This is a genomic window from Gilliamella sp. W8126 (genome assembly GCF_016102185.1).
GTDB lineage: Bacteria > Pseudomonadota > Gammaproteobacteria > Enterobacterales > Orbaceae > Gilliamella > Gilliamella apis_A.
This window is the reverse complement of record NZ_JACFPE010000007.1, coordinates 1-19436: the sequence shown is the minus strand read 5'-3', so window position 1 is coordinate 19436 and position 19436 is coordinate 1. Positions and strand designations below refer to the sequence as shown.

General features: G+C 35.1%; 18 protein-coding genes. 14 read left to right on the top strand and 4 right to left on the bottom strand.

What is annotated here, in order from left to right:
- Position 1: 1 nt before the first annotated feature.
- The 13 genes from H3S74_RS10725 to H3S74_RS10665 all read left to right on the top strand — a co-directional run bounded on the left by H3S74_RS10725 (position 2) and on the right by H3S74_RS10665 (position 15015).
- Positions 2-1921: a transcription antiterminator gene (locus H3S74_RS10725; RefSeq protein WP_198247861.1), complete on the top strand. Its 1920-nt coding sequence runs from the start codon at positions 2-4 to the stop codon at positions 1919-1921.
- A 297-nt stretch (positions 1922-2218) separates the two neighbouring features.
- On the top strand, positions 2219-2728 hold the full coding sequence (yceD, locus tag H3S74_RS10720) for a 23S rRNA accumulation protein YceD (protein WP_198247860.1): 510 nt from the start codon (positions 2219-2221) through the stop codon (positions 2726-2728).
- Between the two features lie 4 nt (positions 2729-2732).
- On the top strand, positions 2733-2900 hold the full coding sequence (gene rpmF, locus H3S74_RS10715; RefSeq protein ID WP_025316508.1) for a 50S ribosomal protein L32: 168 nt from the start codon (positions 2733-2735) through the stop codon (positions 2898-2900).
- A gap of 33 nt (positions 2901-2933) precedes the next feature.
- Positions 2934-3980 carry a phosphate acyltransferase PlsX gene (gene plsX, locus H3S74_RS10710; protein ID WP_232350190.1) on the top strand — a complete coding sequence of 349 codons (1047 nt, stop codon included), beginning with the start codon at positions 2934-2936 and terminating at the stop codon, positions 3978-3980.
- Between the two features lie 4 nt (positions 3981-3984).
- Entirely contained in the window at positions 3985-4938 is a 954-nt protein-coding gene (locus H3S74_RS10705; RefSeq protein ID WP_110448550.1) for a beta-ketoacyl-ACP synthase III, read from the top strand.
- A 35-nt stretch (positions 4939-4973) separates the two neighbouring features.
- Positions 4974-5909, top strand: a complete 936-nt coding sequence (fabD, locus tag H3S74_RS10700; RefSeq protein WP_198247859.1) for an ACP S-malonyltransferase — start codon at positions 4974-4976, stop codon at positions 5907-5909.
- An 18-nt stretch (positions 5910-5927) separates the two neighbouring features.
- On the top strand, positions 5928-6662 hold the full coding sequence (gene fabG / locus H3S74_RS10695; RefSeq protein WP_110448548.1) for a 3-oxoacyl-ACP reductase FabG: 735 nt from the start codon (positions 5928-5930) through the stop codon (positions 6660-6662).
- Positions 6663-6812: 150 nt separating this feature from the next.
- Entirely contained in the window at positions 6813-7046 is a 234-nt protein-coding gene (acpP, locus tag H3S74_RS10690) for an acyl carrier protein (protein WP_025316503.1), read from the top strand.
- Between the two features lie 158 nt (positions 7047-7204).
- The gene (fabF, locus tag H3S74_RS10685; RefSeq protein WP_065614599.1) at positions 7205-8449 is read left to right on the top strand and encodes a beta-ketoacyl-ACP synthase II; all 1245 of its coding nucleotides are present in this window, start codon (positions 7205-7207) and stop codon (positions 8447-8449) included.
- A 237-nt stretch (positions 8450-8686) separates the two neighbouring features.
- Positions 8687-9778, top strand: coding sequence for a glycerol dehydrogenase (locus H3S74_RS10680; protein ID WP_110448547.1), 1092 nt, complete (start codon positions 8687-8689; stop codon positions 9776-9778).
- A gap of 167 nt (positions 9779-9945) precedes the next feature.
- The gene (gene dnaE / locus H3S74_RS10675) at positions 9946-13425 is read left to right on the top strand and encodes a DNA polymerase III subunit alpha (protein ID WP_198247858.1); all 3480 of its coding nucleotides are present in this window, start codon (positions 9946-9948) and stop codon (positions 13423-13425) included.
- A gap of 240 nt (positions 13426-13665) precedes the next feature.
- On the top strand, positions 13666-14625 hold the full coding sequence (gene accA / locus H3S74_RS10670) for an acetyl-CoA carboxylase carboxyl transferase subunit alpha (protein ID WP_110448545.1): 960 nt from the start codon (positions 13666-13668) through the stop codon (positions 14623-14625).
- A gap of 21 nt (positions 14626-14646) precedes the next feature.
- Positions 14647-15015: a diacylglycerol kinase gene (locus H3S74_RS10665; protein WP_110448544.1), complete on the top strand. Its 369-nt coding sequence runs from the start codon at positions 14647-14649 to the stop codon at positions 15013-15015.
- A gap of 83 nt (positions 15016-15098) precedes the next feature.
- Here H3S74_RS10665 and H3S74_RS10660 read toward each other — a convergent pair whose 3' ends face one another.
- The 4 genes from H3S74_RS10660 to metK all read right to left on the bottom strand — a co-directional run bounded on the left by H3S74_RS10660 (position 15099) and on the right by metK (position 18205).
- Complete coding sequence (locus tag H3S74_RS10660; protein ID WP_110448543.1) at positions 15099-15941, bottom strand: 23S rRNA (adenine(2030)-N(6))-methyltransferase RlmJ; 843 nt, start codon at positions 15939-15941, stop codon at positions 15099-15101.
- Positions 15935-16309, bottom strand: coding sequence for a hypothetical protein (locus tag H3S74_RS10655; RefSeq protein ID WP_110448542.1), 375 nt, complete (start codon positions 16307-16309; stop codon positions 15935-15937). The genes H3S74_RS10660 and H3S74_RS10655 overlap by 7 nt, the downstream gene beginning before the upstream one ends.
- Positions 16310-16566: 257 nt before the next feature.
- Entirely contained in the window at positions 16567-17070 is a 504-nt protein-coding gene (locus tag H3S74_RS10650; protein WP_110448541.1) for a SprT family zinc-dependent metalloprotease, read from the bottom strand.
- A complete protein-coding gene (gene metK, locus H3S74_RS10645) occupies positions 17054-18205 on the bottom strand; it encodes a methionine adenosyltransferase (RefSeq protein ID WP_110448540.1) in 1152 nt (383 codons plus the stop codon). The genes H3S74_RS10650 and metK overlap by 17 nt, the downstream gene beginning before the upstream one ends.
- A gap of 210 nt (positions 18206-18415) precedes the next feature.
- On the opposite strand from metK, the gene murI reads away from it, so the two are divergent.
- The gene (gene murI / locus H3S74_RS10640) at positions 18416-19243 is read left to right on the top strand and encodes a glutamate racemase (protein ID WP_110448539.1); all 828 of its coding nucleotides are present in this window, start codon (positions 18416-18418) and stop codon (positions 19241-19243) included.
- The last annotated feature ends 193 nt before the right edge of the window (positions 19244-19436 follow it).

The following is a 19436-nucleotide window of genomic DNA, read 5'->3' as shown; positions in this document are numbered from 1 at the left end:
AATGGCATCTAAATTGCTATTCCCTTATCAACGATTAGCGTATATTTTTGATACGATAAAAAACGAATTGCTACCTCAAAAAGAGCTAGCAAATCGTTTTACAGTATCAATCAGAACAATTCGGTCTGATATTGTTGCTCTTAACGATGTATTAAATAAGTATGGTGCGCAAGTTGATTATATTAAAAACGTTGGTTATCACCTTGTCATAACAGATCCTAATCTGTATGCAACCATTCCGATTGTTCAGCAAATAGAACGAGTTCCTCGAACTAATAAAGAGCGCGTTTCCGCTTTATTAATTGCATTTTTAACTCAATCAAAGTCGGTAAAATTGGATGATATTGCTGGTGAATGGTTTTTGAGCCGTAATACATTACAAAATGATGTTATTGAAGTTAAGCAATATCTGGATAAATACCATTTATCGCTGGATAATCGTCCTTATTCAGGTATGCGATTAGTTGGTGAGGAATCGGCTATTCGAGCATGTTTAACTGATATTTTATGGCAACACCATATCACAGGGGACACTATCAATGTTAATCGGTTAATTCAGACGATATTATCTGATATTGATTTAGATTATCTGGAAAATGTCCTACAAAATCAGTTTGAACGTTTTGAATTAAAATTAACCTCGGAAGGGCAAGGATATTTGCTCTATTGTTGTGCCGTTTCAATCACCAGAATTACGCAAGGGTATGAATTAGTCGAATATCAAGTCGATAATATTGATTCGACAGTTATTGGCGCTGCACGTGAGGTTTCTGAAGGCTTCTCCTATTTTTTAGGTAGTACCCTTTCTGATGCTGAATTTAACTATTTATGTGTGCAGATTATGTCGCGCACTATTATGGAATCACCTAATCAAGCTAAAAGTTTAGAGTTATTTGAACATATCTTATCTTATATCAATGATTCTTATCACTATAATTTGAAACAAGATATGAAGCTACGTCAAGATATGTTAATTCATATTTCATCGTTGCTATCTCGTATAAAATATCAAATTCATACTTCTAATCCGTTATTACATGAAATTAAACAATATTATCCTTTTGCTTATGATATTACTTTATCGGCATTAGCGAATATTCCTAAGTTTACTGATGTGAAAATGACTGAAGACGAAATTAGCTATTTAGCAATTCATATAGGGGTAGCATTAGAGCGCAATTATAGTGCAGGATATAAAAGATTAGTGCAAATTTTATTAGTCAGTGAATTGGGTAACGCTACTTTGCGTATGATTGAATCAAAAATTAAACGCGATTTTCCTCATATTTTAATTAATCGAACGATTTCTTATAGAGAATATGAACAGTTAACGCATATTGAAGAAGATTTTGTGGTATCGACGGTTCGCTTAAACGAAAAAGATAAGCAAATAGTGAAAATAGCACCATTTCCAACGCCTTATCAACTAGAACAATTAGGGCGTTTATCAATGGTTGATCGCACTATGCCATATATTATTGAGCGTTTTTTTAATGAAAAATTTTTCCTAATTATTGACAAACCGATGACACAAAGCGAACTATTCCAGAGAGTTTGTCAACGGCTGGAAAAATTTGGATATGTGGGAAAGGACTTTTATCCATCGGTAGTAGAACGAGAAAGTATTGTATCGACTTTAATAGGTGAAAATATTGCTATTCCTCATTCAGTTGGGTTGTTGGCCAAAAAGACAGTAGTTACCACTATTTTGGCTCCTCAAGGTATTGAATGGAATAAAAATGAAATTGCGCATGTTATTTTCTTATTAGCAATTAGCAAAGATGAATACGAAGATGCGATGCGAATTTATAACTTAGTCGTCAATTTTGTTAAAGAGAGATCAACTAAGCGGTTGTTAAATAGTCGTAATTTTGATGATTTTCAAGCTATTGTAAAAGATAGTTTTGGGCGTTTATCGTAATAAACTCGATTTAATTTGCAATTAAAAAAGGGATTTAACTAAGCGAGTAACACAAGTTATTTAGTGATTAAATAAATAACAATTGTGAACGCTAAAAAACCCCGTTCCTCAAAATTTTTTGTTAAGAAATAAGTAAAATTATAATTATAAATATTTAAGAAATAATCAACAATTAAAACAAATTATCATGTGCTTGCCCATTGACGAAATGGTGATTTAAAGGTATTATGCGCGCCTTATGGCTTTGTGTGGTTTTTAGCTGCACTTAATAATTTTTAAGGTAGGCATGCATATCTTATGCAAAATAAATTACCATTAACAATTGACCCAATCAAAGCAGCACAAAAAAGACTTGATTATGTTGGATATTATCCAGCAAAAAGTGCAACAAGGATTGAAAGTCCAAAAAGTGATATCGAATGTCATTTGTCTTTTGATTTTGATGAGCAAAGACTTTGCGTTATCACTATTGATGCAAAAATGACGCTAGAACAAATTTGTCAGCGTTGTTTTAAACCTTTTATCACTGAAGTTCATGTGATGAATAAATTTAGTCCTGTTAAGAGCGATGCTCAAGCAGAGACATTACCGGAACATTATGAACCCGTTTTAGTTAACGAGTTTGGTGAAGTAGATATATTAGCGTTAATTGAGGACGAAATTATTCTCTCATTACCAATTGCGCCGGTGCATGATAGTAAACACTGCGAAGTGTCAGAGGCAGATATGGTGTTTGGTAAAATTCCTGCTGAGAATGAAAAACCAAATCCATTTGCAATTTTAGTTAGTTTAAAGAATAAGGGGTAAATCCATGGCTGTTCAACAGAATCGTAAAACTCGTGCAAAACGTGGTATGCGTCGTTCTCATGATGCATTAACTGTTGCTAATATCTCAGTTGATGAATCAGGTAAAACTCATTTACGTCATCACGTAACCGCTGATGGTTATTATCGCGGCCGAAAAGTGATTTCTAAATAATTAATTAGTAATTAGAAATCTTCAGGTGACATTTTGGATAATCTAACCATTGCGTTAGATGCTATGAGCGGGGACTTTGGTCCTCGTATTGTTGTTCCTGCTGCAATTCAAGCATTACATCATTATCCAAATCTTTCTATCTTTCTTGTTGGTGACATAAAGGAAGTTAGATTTTTTTTATCTAAAGAAAATACCAAGCTAGTTACCCAGTACCAAGAAACTGGTCGCTTGATGGTGACAGAATCAACATCTATCATTACTAATGATATGAAACCTTCTTATGCGATTAGGCATAGTCAAGGTTCGTCAATGAGAATTGCATTAGAGTTAGTAAAAAATAATAAAGCTCAAGCTTGTGTTAGTGCTGGTAATACGGGTGCGCTGATGGGGTTGTCTAAGTTATTATTACATTCTCTAACCGGTATTGATAGACCAGCATTAGTTGCCACCATTCCGGCGTTAAATAATCAAAATACTGTGGTACTTGATTTGGGAGCAAATGCTGAATGTGATAGCGATATGCTGGTTCAATTTGCTATAATGGGTGAAATACTAGCAAAATCGGTTCTTCATATTGAAAATCCTCGTGTTGCTTTGCTTAATATTGGTGAAGAAGACATTAAAGGATTGGATAAAATTCGTGCTGCTGCGTCTATTTTGAAAGCTAATCATCAAATTAATTATATTGGTTATTTAGAAGGTAATGAGCTATTAACTGGTAAAACAGATGTATTAGTTTGTGACGGCTTTGTTGGTAATGTGACTTTGAAAACGGTAGAAGGGTTAATTAAAATTTTTCTATCTTCGTTCAAAATGCTTTTAGGGCACAACTCATTAGTTATGAAGTTTTTGAGTAAATGGCTGCAAAGAAAATTAGTAAAAAATTTTGGTTATTTAGACCCTGGGCGATATAATGGCGCGTGTTTACTTGGTCTTCAAAGTATTGTGATTAAAAGTCACGGTAGTGCCAATCAAAAATCATTTTTTGCAGCAATAGAGCAAGCTATTTTAGCTATCGAAACAAATATACCAGAGAAGATTGCCAATAGCCTTTCTTCTGCACTACCCAAGAGCGAATAATTCGATGTATACAAAAATATTAGGAACAGGAAGTTATCTTCCAAAACAAATAAGAACTAATGCCGATCTTGAAAAAATGGTGGATACTAGTGACGAATGGATAACTACTCGTACGGGTATTAAAGAAAGAAGGATAGCTGCACCCGATGAAACTGTTACTAGTATGGCCTATGAAGCGGCGATTAAAGCTATTGAAATGGCGGATATTGATAAACAAGAGATTGGTTTAATTATTGTTGCAACAGCAACATCTGCTAATGCTTTTCCTAGCTCGGCTACAGAATTACAAGCTAAATTAGATCTCGGTGATGTGGTTGCCTTCGATGTGTCGGCAGCTTGTTCTGGATTTATTTATGCATTAGATATTGCTGATAAATACGTAAAAAGTGGTGTAATAAAATATGCCTTAGTTGTTGGTTCTGATATGTTAACCCGTGGTGTTGATCCAACAGATAGAGGTACAATTATCATTTTTGGTGATGGTGCTGGAGCAGTTGTGGTTGGAGCTTCTGAAGAGCCTGGTATTATTGCCTCTCATTTACATGCCGACGGCCGTTATGGCGAATTATTAAAATACCCATATGTTGATCGCCGTTCACTTAATGATCCTCTCTATATGACAATGCAAGGCAACGATGTATTCAAAATTGCAGTCAAAGAACTTTCTAATCTAGTTGATGAACTTTTAACCGAAAATACATTCAATAAATCTGATTTAGATTGGTTAGTGCCACATCAAGCTAATTTACGGATTATTTCAGCTACAGCTAAACGTCTTGATATGGATATGAGTAAGGTGATTGTTACACTTGATAAACAAGGAAATACGTCTGCTGCATCAGTACCTTGTGCATTAGATACAGGTGTACGAGATGGACGTATTAAACGTGGGCAACTAATTTTATTAGAAGCTTTCGGTGGCGGCTTTGTTTGGGGCTCAGCACTCGTTAGATTTTAATTTTATAAATTATTTAGGTAATCAAGGATTTCAAAATGACCAAATTTGCAATGGTATTTCCAGGACAAGGCTCACAAGCTGTTGGTATGTTAAAAGATCTTGCTGAAAATTATCCAGTTGTGAAATCAACTTTCGATGAAGCATCACAAGTATTAGGTTATGATTTATGGGCTTTAGTTCAAGCTGGTCCAGCTGAAGAATTAAATAAAACTTGGCAAACACAACCGGCATTACTTGCTGCATCGGTTGCGATTTACCGAGTTTGGCAAAGTATTAATGGCCCTCAACCAGAATTTATGGCTGGTCACAGTTTGGGTGAGTATTCAGCATTAGTATGTGCTGGTGTGATTGATTTTAAAGACGCTATTAAATTAGTAGAGTTACGCGGTAAATTAATGCAAGAGGCAGTGCCAAGTGGTACTGGTGCAATGTTTGCTATTATTGGTTTAGATAACGATTCAATTCAAAAAGCATGTGAACAAGCGGCTCAAGGTCAAATTGTTGCGCCAGTTAATTTTAATTCACCAGGCCAAGTTGTTATTGCCGGTAATAAAGAAGCCGTTGAACGTGCCGGTGCGCTTTGTAAAGAGGCCGGCGCTAAACGTGCGTTACCATTGGCGGTAAGTGTTCCTTCACATTGCGCATTAATGAAACCAGCGGCTGATAAACTAGCGACAACTTTAAATAACATGACGTTTAATCCACCTCAATTTGCTGTGATTAATAACGTTGATGTAAAAGTTGAATCATCGGCAGATAATATTAAAGCGGCATTAATAGCTCAGTTATATAGCCCAGTTCGTTGGACTGAAACAGTTGAAGAAATGGCAAAACAAGGTGTAACACTGTTAGTTGAGATAGGCCCAGGTAAAGTTTTAACGGGCTTAACTAAACGTATTGTTGATTCATTATCAGCTTGTGCTGTTAATGATAAAGCGTCATTAGATGTTGCAATTGAAAATACTAAATAGAATACAAAAGGGGTAGTTATGAACCTATCAGGAAAAATTGCTTTAGTAACTGGTGCAAGCCGTGGGATTGGAAAGGCCATTGCAGAAAAATTAGTTGCATGTGGTGCAACAGTGATTGGTACTGCAACGACAGAAAAAGGCGCACAGGCCATAAGTGAATATTTAGGCTCTAACGGAAAAGGTTTAGCACTAAATGTAACTGACGAAGCATCTATTGAATCAGTTATTAATGCAATTAAAACGGAGTTTGGCGATATTGATATTTTAGTTAATAACGCAGGTATTACCCGTGATAATCTATTAATGCGAATGAAAGAAGACGAATGGCAAGATATTTTAAATACTAACTTAACATCAGTTTTTCGTTTATCAAAAGCATTAATGCGTACTATGATGAAAAAACGTTATGGTCGAATTATTACTATAGGCTCAGTTGTAGGTACTATGGGTAACGCTGGTCAGGCTAATTATTCTGCAGCAAAAGCCGGATTAATCGGATTTAGTAAATCTTTGGCACGTGAAGTTGCATCTCGTGGTATTACAGTTAATGTTGTTGCACCAGGATTTATTGCAACTGATATGACAGAAGCACTAACGGATGAGCAAAAAGCGTTAACATTAGCGCAAGTACCAGCAGGACGTTTAGGTGAACCGGCTGAGATTGCTAATGCGGTGGCATTTTTGGCTTCTGATGAAGCATCTTACATTACAGGTGAAACTTTACATGTCAATGGCGGCATGTATATGGTGTAATTGATCAGAATAGTGTAAAATGAACCAATAATTTGAAGTTTTGAACAAAAAATAAGCAATTGGGTTGAAAAATGATTGGCATCTTTTTCAACATTTTATAAACTTACATTCACCGCCACTTTCGGCGATATTTATAGGAAAAAAAAGAGTATGAGCACTATTGAAGAGCGAGTTAAGAAAATTATTGTTGAGCAACTTGGTGTGAAAGAGGACGAAGTTAAGAATGAATCTTCTTTCGTTGAAGATCTTGGCGCTGACTCTCTTGACACAGTTGAATTAGTTATGGCTTTAGAAGAAGAATTTGATACAGAAATTCCTGATGAAGAAGCTGAAAAAATTACAACTGTACAATCAGCAATTGATTATATTACTGCAAATCAATAAGGTTAGCAGAGTTTTCACAATAGGCGGTCAAATGATCGCCTAGTTTTTATTTATGTCTCTATTTTTATAGAGTGAATTTGACATAATTTAATTCTGAAAACTCATAATAAAATTTTCAATGATTCAAATTTCATTTCAATCCTTTTCTGGAGGACAATGTGTCTAAACGCAGAGTTGTTGTTACTGGAATGGGCATGATATCTCCATTAGGTAATACAGTTGAGTCTACTTGGCAAGCTTTATTAGCAGGTCAAAGTGGCGTAGAACTTATAGAACACTTTGATACAGCCCCTTTTGCAACCCGCTTCGCAGCGATGGTTAAAGACTTTAATGGCGAAGATTATAATATTTCACGTAAAGATGCTCGTAAAATGGATTATTTTATCCAATATGGTATTGCTGCAGGTATGCAAGCAATGCAAGATGCTGGCATTGAAGTTACTGAAGAAAACGCAGAACGCATCGGTTGTGCTATCGGTTCAGGTATTGGTGGACTAGGATTAATTGAAGAAAATCATAGTGCATTAGTCAATGGTGGACCTCGTAAAATTAGCCCATTTTTTGTGCCATCAACAATAGTCAATATGATTGCTGGCCATTTATCAATTATCTACGGATTAAAGGGGCCAAGTATTACTATTGCTACCGCTTGTTCATCGGGCGTGCATAATATTGGTCATGCTGCACGTATGATTGCTTATGGTGATGCCGATGCAATGTTAGCCGGTGGTGGTGAAAAAGCTAGTACACCATTGGGTATTGGTGGTTTTGGTGCTGCTCGTGCATTATCAACAAACAATGATAATCCTAAAGCTGCTAGTCGCCCATGGGATAAAGATCGTGATGGTTTTGTGCTTGGTGATGGTGCAGGTATCATGTTCTTAGAAGAATATGAACATGCTAAAAAACGTGGCGCTAAAATTTATGCTGAGATCGTTGGTTTTGGTATGAGTGGCGATGCTTATCATATGACTTCACCTCCAGAAAATGGTAGTGGTGCAGCATTAGCTATGAAATGTGCTATTCGTGATGCAGGTATAACGGCGGAACAAGTTGGATATATTAATGCGCATGGTACGTCAACTCCGGCTGGCGATAAAGCAGAAACGCAAGCAGTTAAAAGTATTTTCCAAGAAAATGCTAATAAAGTAATGGTAAGTTCAACTAAATCAATGATTGGGCATTTATTAGGTGCTGCTGGTGCTGTTGAATCTATCTTTACGGTGCTTGCATTACGTGATCAAGCTGTTCCACCAACAATTAATCTTGATAACCCTGATGAGGGTTGTGATCTGGATTATGTTCCACATACAGCTCGTCAAGTGAAAAACTTAGAATATGCGCTTTGTAATTCATTTGGTTTTGGTGGTACTAACGGTTCAGTTTTATTCAAGAAGATCTAATCTTTTTCTTCCCATCACAATTAAGTGATGGGAATCACTTATTCTATTATCTTTTTTTTGATAATACACTTCACAGATTAAAAAATGTGGCATATACCTCATTTTTAAAAATATTTAGTAGCTTAATATTAATAAAAGCGTATGTTTTAACTTAATACATGGATAAAAAATATTTTGCTGAATAATGGTAATAAGATTTATCTATGCAGGATTTTTTAATTTTTAGGAGCTGTTATTATGATTACTACTGCACTTTTCCCCAATCGATACATTCAAGGCTTTAATGCAATTGAAAATAGTTTAGGCGAAGAATTAGCGAGACTTGGAAAAAAAGCGTTATTGCTTGAAAGTCCATCTGCCCACAAAAATTTATCTAAAACTATCGAAAAATCACTATCAGATAAGATTGAAAGTGTCGTTGATATTTTTAACCGAGAATGTAGTGATGAAGAAATTACAAGAATAATTGAGTTAGCCAAATCTCAAAACATTGATGTGATTGTTGGTATAGGTGGAGGGAAGGTTATTGATACAGCGAAAGCTGTAGCCGCAACTATTCATTATCCTTGTGTTGTTGTGCCAACGCTTGCCTCAACAGATGCACCTTGCAGTGCTTTATCAGTAATTTACACTTCAACAGGTGAATTTAAACGCTATTTTGTGTTACCAAGAAATCCTGATGTTGTTTTAGTTGATTCAAAAGTTATCGCTAATGCTCCTGCAAGATTTTTAGTTGCAGGTATGGGCGATGCTTTAGCAACTTGGTTTGAAGCCGAAGATTGTAGGCAATCAAAAGCAGGGAATATGAGTGGGCGACCTGGCCCAATGACCGCATTTGCGCTAGCAAAATTTTGTTTTGAAATATTGTTAAAATATGGTGTACAAGCTAAAAATGCCTGTGAACAAAAAGTAGTAACCTCAGCACTGGAACATGTGATCGAAGCTAATACGTTACTTTCTGGATTAGGATTTGAAAGTGGTGGCCTTTCAGCTGCACATGCCATTCATAATGGATTTACTGCATTAGAAGCGACACATGATTACTGGCATGGTGAAAAAGTGGCGTTTGGTACACTTGCTATGTTAATGTTAATTGATAGTGATCCACAAATGATTGAAACCGTTTATGATTTCTGTCAGTCCGTTGGGTTGCCAATCACATTAGCAGAAATTGGCTTAGCTAATGTTAGTGATGATGACTTAATGCAAGTGGCAATTTTAGCTTGTGCGCAAGGTGAGTCAATTTATAATTCTCCTGCTGAAATCAATCCCGACACAGTATTTGCAGCAATAAAAGCTGCAAATGCTGAAGGTTTACGACGCAAATAACATTTCGCATTTATCTACACTAATTTGATTAACGTCCGTTGTTTTATAACGGACGTTTTTGTAATTGATTAGTTGGTATATTTAGTGATAAATAAAGACAATAAGAATATTCATATGGTTTATGCTATAATTGTGGCTAATTTTCTGGGTAATTATTTTTGGTAAATATGACTGAACCTAAGTTTATTCATCTTCATTTACATAGCGATTTTTCAATGATTGATGGCATAGCTAAAGTAGGTACTTTAGTTAATGAAGTAAGCAAGTTGCAAATGCCTGCTTTTGCCATTACTGATTTTACCAATCTGTGTGGACTGGTGAAGTTTTATGGTTCAGCAATGGGTAAGGGCATCAAACCGATTATTGGTGCCGATTTAGCCATTAAAAATTCACAATTAAGTGATGATGTTTATCGATTAACATTGTTAGCAGCAAACAATGAAGGCTATCAAAATCTTACATTATTAATCTCTAAAGCTTACCAGCGTGGCTATATTGGAGATATGCCGGTTGTTGATCAGGAATGGTTAAGGTCACATCGCGATGGTTTAATTATATTAGCTGGTCGTGACAGTGATATAGGTATTGGTATTATTCGCGATAATCAGGAAATTATTGAAGATGCAATTAACTTTTATCGAGAAAATTTTAATCAACACTTTTATTTTGAATTAGTTCGCACTAATCGGCTTAATGAAGAATTATTTATTCATAGCGCCATTCAGCTAGCTGAACAATATTCCTTACCTGTTGTGGCGACTAATGATGTACGATTTTTGAAATCTTCGGATTTTGAAGCTCATGAAATTCGAGTTGCTATTCATGATGGTAATACACTTGACGATCCTAATAGACCGAAAAATTATTCTGCTGAACAGTATTTGCGTACTGAACAAGAGATGTGTGATTTATTTTCAGATATTCCAGAGGCATTAGAAAACAGCGTAGAAATAGCTAAGCGATGTAATGTTACTATAAGGCTTGGTGAATATTTCCTACCGCAATTTCCTACTGGTGATATGTCGACGGAAGATTTTTTGGTACATAAATCTCGAGAAGGTTTAGAGGAGAGATTAGAATTTCTTTTTCCTGATCCGGAAGAACGAAAACAAAAACGTTCACAATATGATGAGCGATTAGAAACAGAATTAAACGTAATAAATCAGATGGGGTTTCCGGGTTACTTTTTGATCGTAATGGAATTTATTCAATGGTCGAAAGATAACGATATTCCCGTTGGTCCTGGACGTGGTTCAGGGGCAGGATCACTGGTTGCGTATGCTTTAAAAATAACTGATTTAGATCCATTAGCATTTGATTTACTGTTTGAACGTTTTTTGAATCCAGAACGGGTTTCTATGCCGGATTTTGATGTCGACTTTTGTATGGAAAAGCGTGATATGGTTATTGATCACGTTGCTGATATGTATGGTCGGGATGCGGTATCTCAGATTATTACCTTTGGTACTATGGCTGCTAAAGCGGTTATTCGTGATGTAGGGCGAGTACTTGGCCATCCTTATGGATTTGTTGATCGTATATCAAAATTAATTCCTCTTGATCCTGGTATGACCTTAGCTAAAGCATTTGAAGCTGAACCACAATTGCAAGAGCTTTATGATAATAATGAAGAAGTTAAGTCTCTTATTGATATCGCAAGACAGTTGGAAGGTGTTACTCGAAATGCGGGTAAACATGCTGGAGGTGTCGTAATATCACCAACTAAGATTACTGATTTTTCTCCTATTTATTGTGATCCCGAGGGGCTCCATCCTGTAACTCAATTTGATAAAAATGATGTTGAATATGCAGGACTGGTTAAATTTGACTTCTTAGGATTACGCACCTTAACCATTATTGACTGGGCGATTAAAATGATTAATGAGCGCCAGTTAAGGGATGGTAAGCCAACAGTTGATATTACTCGTATTCCATTAGATGATGAAGAATCTTTCCAATTATTATTAAAGGCTGAAACAACTGCGGTTTTTCAATTGGAATCGCGTGGTATGAAAGATTTGATCAGGCGATTAAAGCCCGACTGTTTTGAAGATATGATCGCTTTAGTTGCTTTATTTCGACCGGGGCCGTTACAGTCAGGGATGGTGGATAATTTTATTGACCGTAAGCATGGACGAGAAGAAGTATCTTATCCAGATATCAATCATCAACACGAATCTCTTAAACCAATATTAGAACCAACTTATGGCATAATTTTATATCAAGAACAAGTTATGCAAATTGCCCAAACACTATCTGGTTATACGCTAGGTGGCGCAGACTTGTTACGACGAGCGATGGGTAAGAAAAAACCAGAAGAGATGGCTAAGCAGCGTTCTGTTTTTAAAGAAGGTGCGGAAAAGCAAGGCGTTGATGGTGAACTTTCAATGCATATTTTTGATCTGGTTGAAAAATTTGCTGGTTATGGCTTTAATAAATCTCACTCTGCTGCTTATGCACTTGTTTCCTATCAGACTTTATGGTTAAAGACACATTATCCGGCTGAATTTATGGCTGCAGTAATGACTGCTGATATGGACAATACTGATAAAATTGTTGGTTTAGTTGACGAATGTCTACGAATGGGGTTGCAAGTTAATCCTCCTGATATTAATAGTGGTCTTTACCATTTTCATGTGAATGATAAAGGTGAAATTGTTTACGGTATTGGTGCTATAAAGGGAGTAGGGGAAGGCCCAATAGAAGCTATTGTTGAAGCTCGTAATAGCGGTGGTTATTTTAAAAATATCTTCGAGCTTTGTGCTCGAACGGATATGAAAAAAATTAATCGTCGAGTGTTAGAAAAATTAACTATGGCTGGTGCTTTTGATAAACTAGGACCACATAGAGCGGCTATTTTACATAGTATCAATGATGCCATGCAAGCGGCAGATCAATATGCTAAAGCGCAGAATATTGGTCAAGAAGATATGTTTGGCGTCCTTGCTGAAGAGCCAGAACAAGTTGAGCACGCATATGCCGCTGTACCTGAATTACCAGCACAAGTTTTACTTGATGGTGAACGTGAAGCATTAGGACTTTATTTAACCGGACATCCGGTTACCCAATATTTAAAAGAACTCAATCGATATTCTGGAGGTGTTCGTATTAGTGAGGCAGCACCTACTGGATGGGGAAAAATGGCTACTTTTGCCGGTATAGTTGTTGATGCCCGAGTTCGGATTACCAAAAAAGGTAATAAAATTGGATTATTCACTTTAGATGATAGGTCAGGACGAATTGATGGCATGCTTTTCTCTGAAGCATTAGATAAATTTGGGCATTTACTTGTAAAAGATAAAATTTTAATTGTTTCTGGTCAAGTAAGTCATGATGATTTCAATGGTGGCTTTAAATTATCTGTGCGAGACATTGTTGACTTAAAAGATGCTCGGGCTAAATATGTTAAGGGGTTAGCTATTACATTAACTGATATTGAGGTTAATCGGACAATCCTACAAAGGCTTCAACAAATTATAGAACCTTATCGACATGGTAGTGTGCCTGTTAATTTATATTATCAAAGAGAAGACTCCATCGTACGCCTGCAATTTGGTACCACTTGGCGTATAGTACCTGAAGATGCATTAATAATAGAACTAAAAACCTTACTAGGTAATGAACGTGTGAATTTTGAATTTGATTAATTAAGTTATATTAATCGAATAAGTAATAAAAAATCTGGGCTATTTAGATGTAAAGATTTAAATAAACATTAAAGGTGCTATTTAACCTGTTTAAGTGTATTAATAATAAATATTGATGACTTCAATGACAATTACATAGTAAAATTGATTTAATTTTATTTTAATAAATAGTCTGTATACTAAATTTAGTGACGTATTTTTTATAAAATACAAATAATACAAGAGGCAATCACAAGCGTTATGAACAATTTTTTGGAATTTGAAAAGCCGATAGCGGAATTAGAAGCAAAAATTAATTCCTTAAAGAATATTGATTCGCAACAAGTTGAATTAGATATTAATTTAGATAAAGAAATTAAGCAATTAAATCAGAAAAGTCGTGAATTGACTAAAAAAATATTTTCTAATCTATCGCCTTGGGATGTGGCTCAGTTAGCTAGGCACCCTAATCGTCCTTACACATTAGACTATATCAATGAAATTTTTACTGATTTTGATGAGTTAGCTGGAGATAGAGCCTATGCTGATGATAAGGCAATTGTTGGTGGTATAGCGCGTATAGATGATCGCCCTGTTATGGTGATTGGCCATCAAAAAGGACGTGAAACTAAACAGAAAATCTATCGTAACTTTGGTATGCCAGCTCCAGAAGGTTATCGTAAAGCATTGAGATTAATGCAACTGGCTGAGCGGTTTAAGTTACCAATTATTACATTTATTGATACGCCAGGAGCTTATCCTGGAATTGGTGCAGAAGAAAGAGGACAAGCAGAAGCAATTGCGCGTAACCTGCGTGAGATGTCACGATTAAATGTACCAACAATTTGTACTGTCATTGGTGAAGGTGGCTCGGGAGGAGCACTTGCAATTGGTGTCGCAGATAAAGTCAATATGCTACAGTATAGTACTTACTCCGTTATTTCTCCGGAAGGATGTGCATCAATTTTATGGAAAAGTGCTGATAAAGCGCCAGTAGCAGCAGAAGCAATGAATATGACAGCTGACAAATTGATAAAATTGAATCTGATCGATTCTGTCGTACCTGAGCCTCTTGGTGGTGCTCATCGTGATTATACAACTATTGCTAATTCACTTAAAAAACAATTATTAGCTGATCTGGATGAATTACAAGGTTTAACATTACCTGAACTGCTTGAAAGAAGATTTCAACGTCTTATGAACTATGGTTATGTGCGATAATTTAGAATTTGGAATATAAAGATGGAAAAATCGACTGGATTGCAACGTATTATTAATGCGACAAAATATTCTTTAAAAGGATTTAAGTCAGCAATAAAATATGAAACAGCATTTAGACAAGAATTAATTTTGTTAGTTATTGCTTATGTAACGGTAATGCTAATTGATTTTTCAATTTATGAGCGCATTTTATTATTGGGATCAATTGGCGTTGTGATGATTGTTGAGTTACTCAATAGTGCTATTGAATGTGTTGTTGATCGAATTGGTACAGAGCGTCATGAATTATCAGGGCGGGCAAAGGATTATGGTTCGGCAGCAGTTTTTCTTTCCCTGCTTCTAACTGTAATTTTATGGATTTATCTGTTTGCTTGTCATTTCTTTCCTTAATTTTAAATGTTTAGTTGTTGTTTAAATATTATTTATAAAAAATGCGAGAGATTCTCGCATTTTTGATCTATAACCATTAGAAATCATTCTGGAACTAATTCCTTAATAAGATAATTCCCTGTTTTTTCTGTATCAAGGGTGTTTTTCAACCACGGCATAATGGTTTGCATTTGTTGCTGTAATTTCCATGGCGGATTAATAACGATCATACCTGAAGCCGTCATACCTTTCTGGTTATTATCTGGTTTGATTGCAAATTCAAATTGAGAAATTTTCTTAATACCTAAGTTAACTATTTCATCTATCATCTTTTGCGTTTGAGTTCGAGAAACAACCGGATACCAAATTAAATAAATGCCAGTTGCGAAACGTTTATATGCTTCTAATAATGCTTTAGGGATTTTTTGATAATCATCTTTTATTTCATATGAAGGATCAATCAAAACAATTCCTCGACGAGATTCGGGAGGTAGTTTTGATTTTAATTGTGAAAATCCATCTTCTCTTAAAACTCGGGCCCGTTTATCTTTACTGAATTCTTGTCGCAATAATGGATAATCTGTAGGATGAAGTTCTGTAAGATTGATTTTGTCTTGTTCTCTTAGTAATTGTTTAGCTATTAAAGGGGAGCCTAAATAATATTTTAAATTATCGAAAGGGTTATAACGTTTTAAAACCGATAAATAAGTATTAAGTAATTCAGGTGTTTCGGATTGTTGCCAAATTAAATTGATACCAGATAAATATTCCCCTGTTTTTTCAGAATGTTCACTTTGTAGTAAATAACGACCAGCTCCCGAATGAGTATCTAAGTATAAAAATGGTTTTTCTTTTTCTTTTAATGAGTTAATACATAATGTTAATACAATATGTTTTAAAACATCGGCATGATTGCCTGCGTGATAGCTATGACGATAGCTTAACATGACTTATTTAACCTCTTTTTTTCATTTTTTTGCATATAAAAAGTAGTTAAAGCTAGACTTAACAGGCAGGGTATTTCCATTAACTCCTCAATTAAATCTTTGCGCTGTGGATCTAACACCAAAAATTGGTAACCTAAACGACGGTGTTCAGCAGTATCGGCGATACCTAAGAATAAAAAGGCGAAAAATAGATGCCAGACCGGAATTGTTTCATATTTATATCGACGAATTATTTCTTGGCGAATAGTTGGCAAAAATGTAGTTAGTAATGGAATTGCCATGATAATACCAGCAATAATTTTATAATAAAAACGAGGAACATCTGGGAAAAAATCTCGTCCCCAGCTGATACCTCTACCAAACAGCATAAACCACCAAAATATTGTCCAAATCCAAAATTTATACAGGTTTGAATGATTTTTAACACTTTTCGCATAAAAATAGCTATAACCGCACATAAATAATAAAAATAATGACTGGAGATGTTCGACTAAACTTACGGTTAGTTTGCCATATAATGGCAGACAAAAGTTACCTACGATATATAAAAAAAAGCTTAAGAGTACAATAAATATAGAACTTTTGTAAAAGTGGGTATCAAAATTAGGCATAATTTATTTTAAAATTAACTAATGTTTTTAAGTTTTAGTATAGTACCGCATTTACGACATTGATAACTAGTTTTATTATTTATAATTTTTTTATGTCGTATTGGTGATAAATAATGCTCTTGGCAGTCACAAAAATATATATATTCGTTGCGTTTAATTTTGAAATTATGGGTCACTTTTGGTTCTTTTTTCATTATTTCAGACATGACATATTGCCATTCTTTGCCATGTGGTTTTACTTTACCAAAATATTGAAAAGTAATGAGATGAGCTAATTCATGAGGCACAACTTCATTAATAAAATCTTCCCTATTCTCATAGAGCATTGTGCTATTAAGTTGTATTTCCCAACGGGTTAATAATGCGCAGCCAGCAATAGTTCCTTTTGGTTTGTAACTGATTTTAGGCTCTTTATAATTGGTTGTTAATATTTGATTGGCTTGAATTAAGTGTGTTCTTAAACAAGCCAATACTTGATTTTGGAGATAAATTGGTACGCGTTTATAATCCTGCTGCATCGCGAAGAATAGCTGCCTTATCGGTTTTTTCCCATGGGAAGATATCTCGACCAAAATGGCCATAGCTTGCTGTTTTTTGATAAATTGGCTGGATAAGATCAAGCATTTGAATTAATCCATAAGGACGTAAATCAAAAAATTCTTTTATTAATGATATAATTTTATCTTGAGCAATTTTTTCAGTGCCAAAAGTATTAACATAAATAGAAGTTGGGTGAGCAACACCGATAGCGTAAGAAATTTGTAATTCACATTTATCAGCAAGTCCTGCGGCTACAATATTTTTGGCAACATATCTTGCAGCGTAAGCTGCTGAACGATCCACTTTTGAAGGATCTTTCCCTGAAAATGCTCCACCACCATGTCGTGCGGCACCACCATAAGTATCAACAATAATTTTTCGACCAGTTAAACCACAATCTCCCATAGGACCACCAATAACAAAACGTCCAGTAGGATTGATAAAATATTTTGTTCTTGAAGTTAACCACTCGCTTGGTAGGGTTGGTTTAATGATCTCTTCCATTACCGCTTCATGCAACGCTTTTTGTTCAATGTCTTCTGAATGTTGGGTCGATAAAACTATAGTATCAACGCCTTGAATTTTTCCATCTTGGTAAATTAATGTGACTTGGCTTTTGGCATCAGGTCTTAACCATGGGAGACAACCATTTTTTCTTACTTCAGCTTGACGACGCATAAGATCATGAGCATAACTAATTGCTGCTGGCATTAAGTTAGGCATTTCATTGGTAGCATAGCCAAACATAATACCTTGGTCACCAGCACCTTGTTCCAGTGGATTTTTACGATCAACACCTTGGTTAATATCCGGCGATTGCTTACCAATTGCATTGAGAACTGCACAAGAATTGGCATCAAAGCCCATTTCTGAACTAGTATAACCAATATCATTAATGGTTTTTCTGGTTAATTCTTCAATATCAACCCAAGCCGAAGTTGTAATTTCTCCACCGACTAATGCCATACCGGTTTTTACGTAAGTTTCGCAAGCAACTCGTGCTTTAGGATCTTGTTCTAAAATAGCATCTAATACTGCATCAGATATTTGATCGGCTATTTTATCTGGATGACCTTCTGATACAGATTCTGAAGTAAATAGAAATTCTGACATGTTTTACCTTCTTTAACTTATTTAGTGCAATTCTCTAAATATAAAATAACTATGAAAGATGCTTATGTTTAGCAGTTTTACCATCTAGACGTCCATTTTAATGATTTATTCTAAAAAAAGCCAGCATTACCGCAAACAAAATTACTTGCATAAAATTTTAATCAATTTAGGATATGGCTCGTTTATTTTTTTAACCTTCATTAACTATATATGAATATTGTAAAACAATCTCCCACAGTATTAGTTTTTGATTCGGGTATCGGTGGATTATCTATTTATAATGAAATCTATAATAAAATACCGAATCTACATTATATTTATGCTTTTGATAATGAAGGTTTTCCCTATGGTGATAAATCATCTGAATATTTAATCACTAGAGTGAATCGTATCATTGCTACCATTTTACAATCATACTCTATTGATTTAGCAGTCATTGCATGTAATACCGCTAGCACTATTTGTTTACCCAGTTTACGAACAAACTTTACCTTTCCAATTGTTGGTGTTGTACCTGCAATTAAGCCTGCCAGCAAAGTTACTAAAAATAAATGCATAGGTTTATTGGCAACAAAGGCAACAATACAACGGGCATATACAAATAATTTGATCCAAGAATTTGCGCCAGATTGTAGTGTAAAGTTACTTGGTTTATCAGAATTAGCTCATATCGCTGAAAATAAGCTACAAGGGATTGCTGTTGATATGCAGCAACTTGAAACATTATTGCAGCCATGGCTTAATTTATCTACTATCCCCGATACTATTGTGCTTGGCTGCACTCATTATCCATTTATTAAAGATGAGTTAAAAATACTTTTTCCTAATACAACTTTCATCGATTCAGGATATGCAATTGCTTCAAGAGTCAATACATTGCTTAATGATCAGTATGATCTAAATAGTTTAAGCGAACTATCCACTCTAGATAATATTGTGATAAGTACATTACATAATCAGCAGGTTGAAAAATTAACTAAAAAATTCACTGAATATAATCTTAATAAATATCATTGTATTAGCGTTCATGCTGATTAAAGCTTATTCGAACAAATAAATAATTGCAATTTTTCACTTGCCAAAAAAAATGAAGTGCCTATAATGCGCATCCACTGACACGGCGTCAGCGACAAGCAGACAAAACCAGTGTTAGTGAGCAAGGTCAAAAATTTTAAAAAAAGATCTTGACGAATGAAAAGGTGTAGCGTAGTATACGCAGCCCTTGAGACAG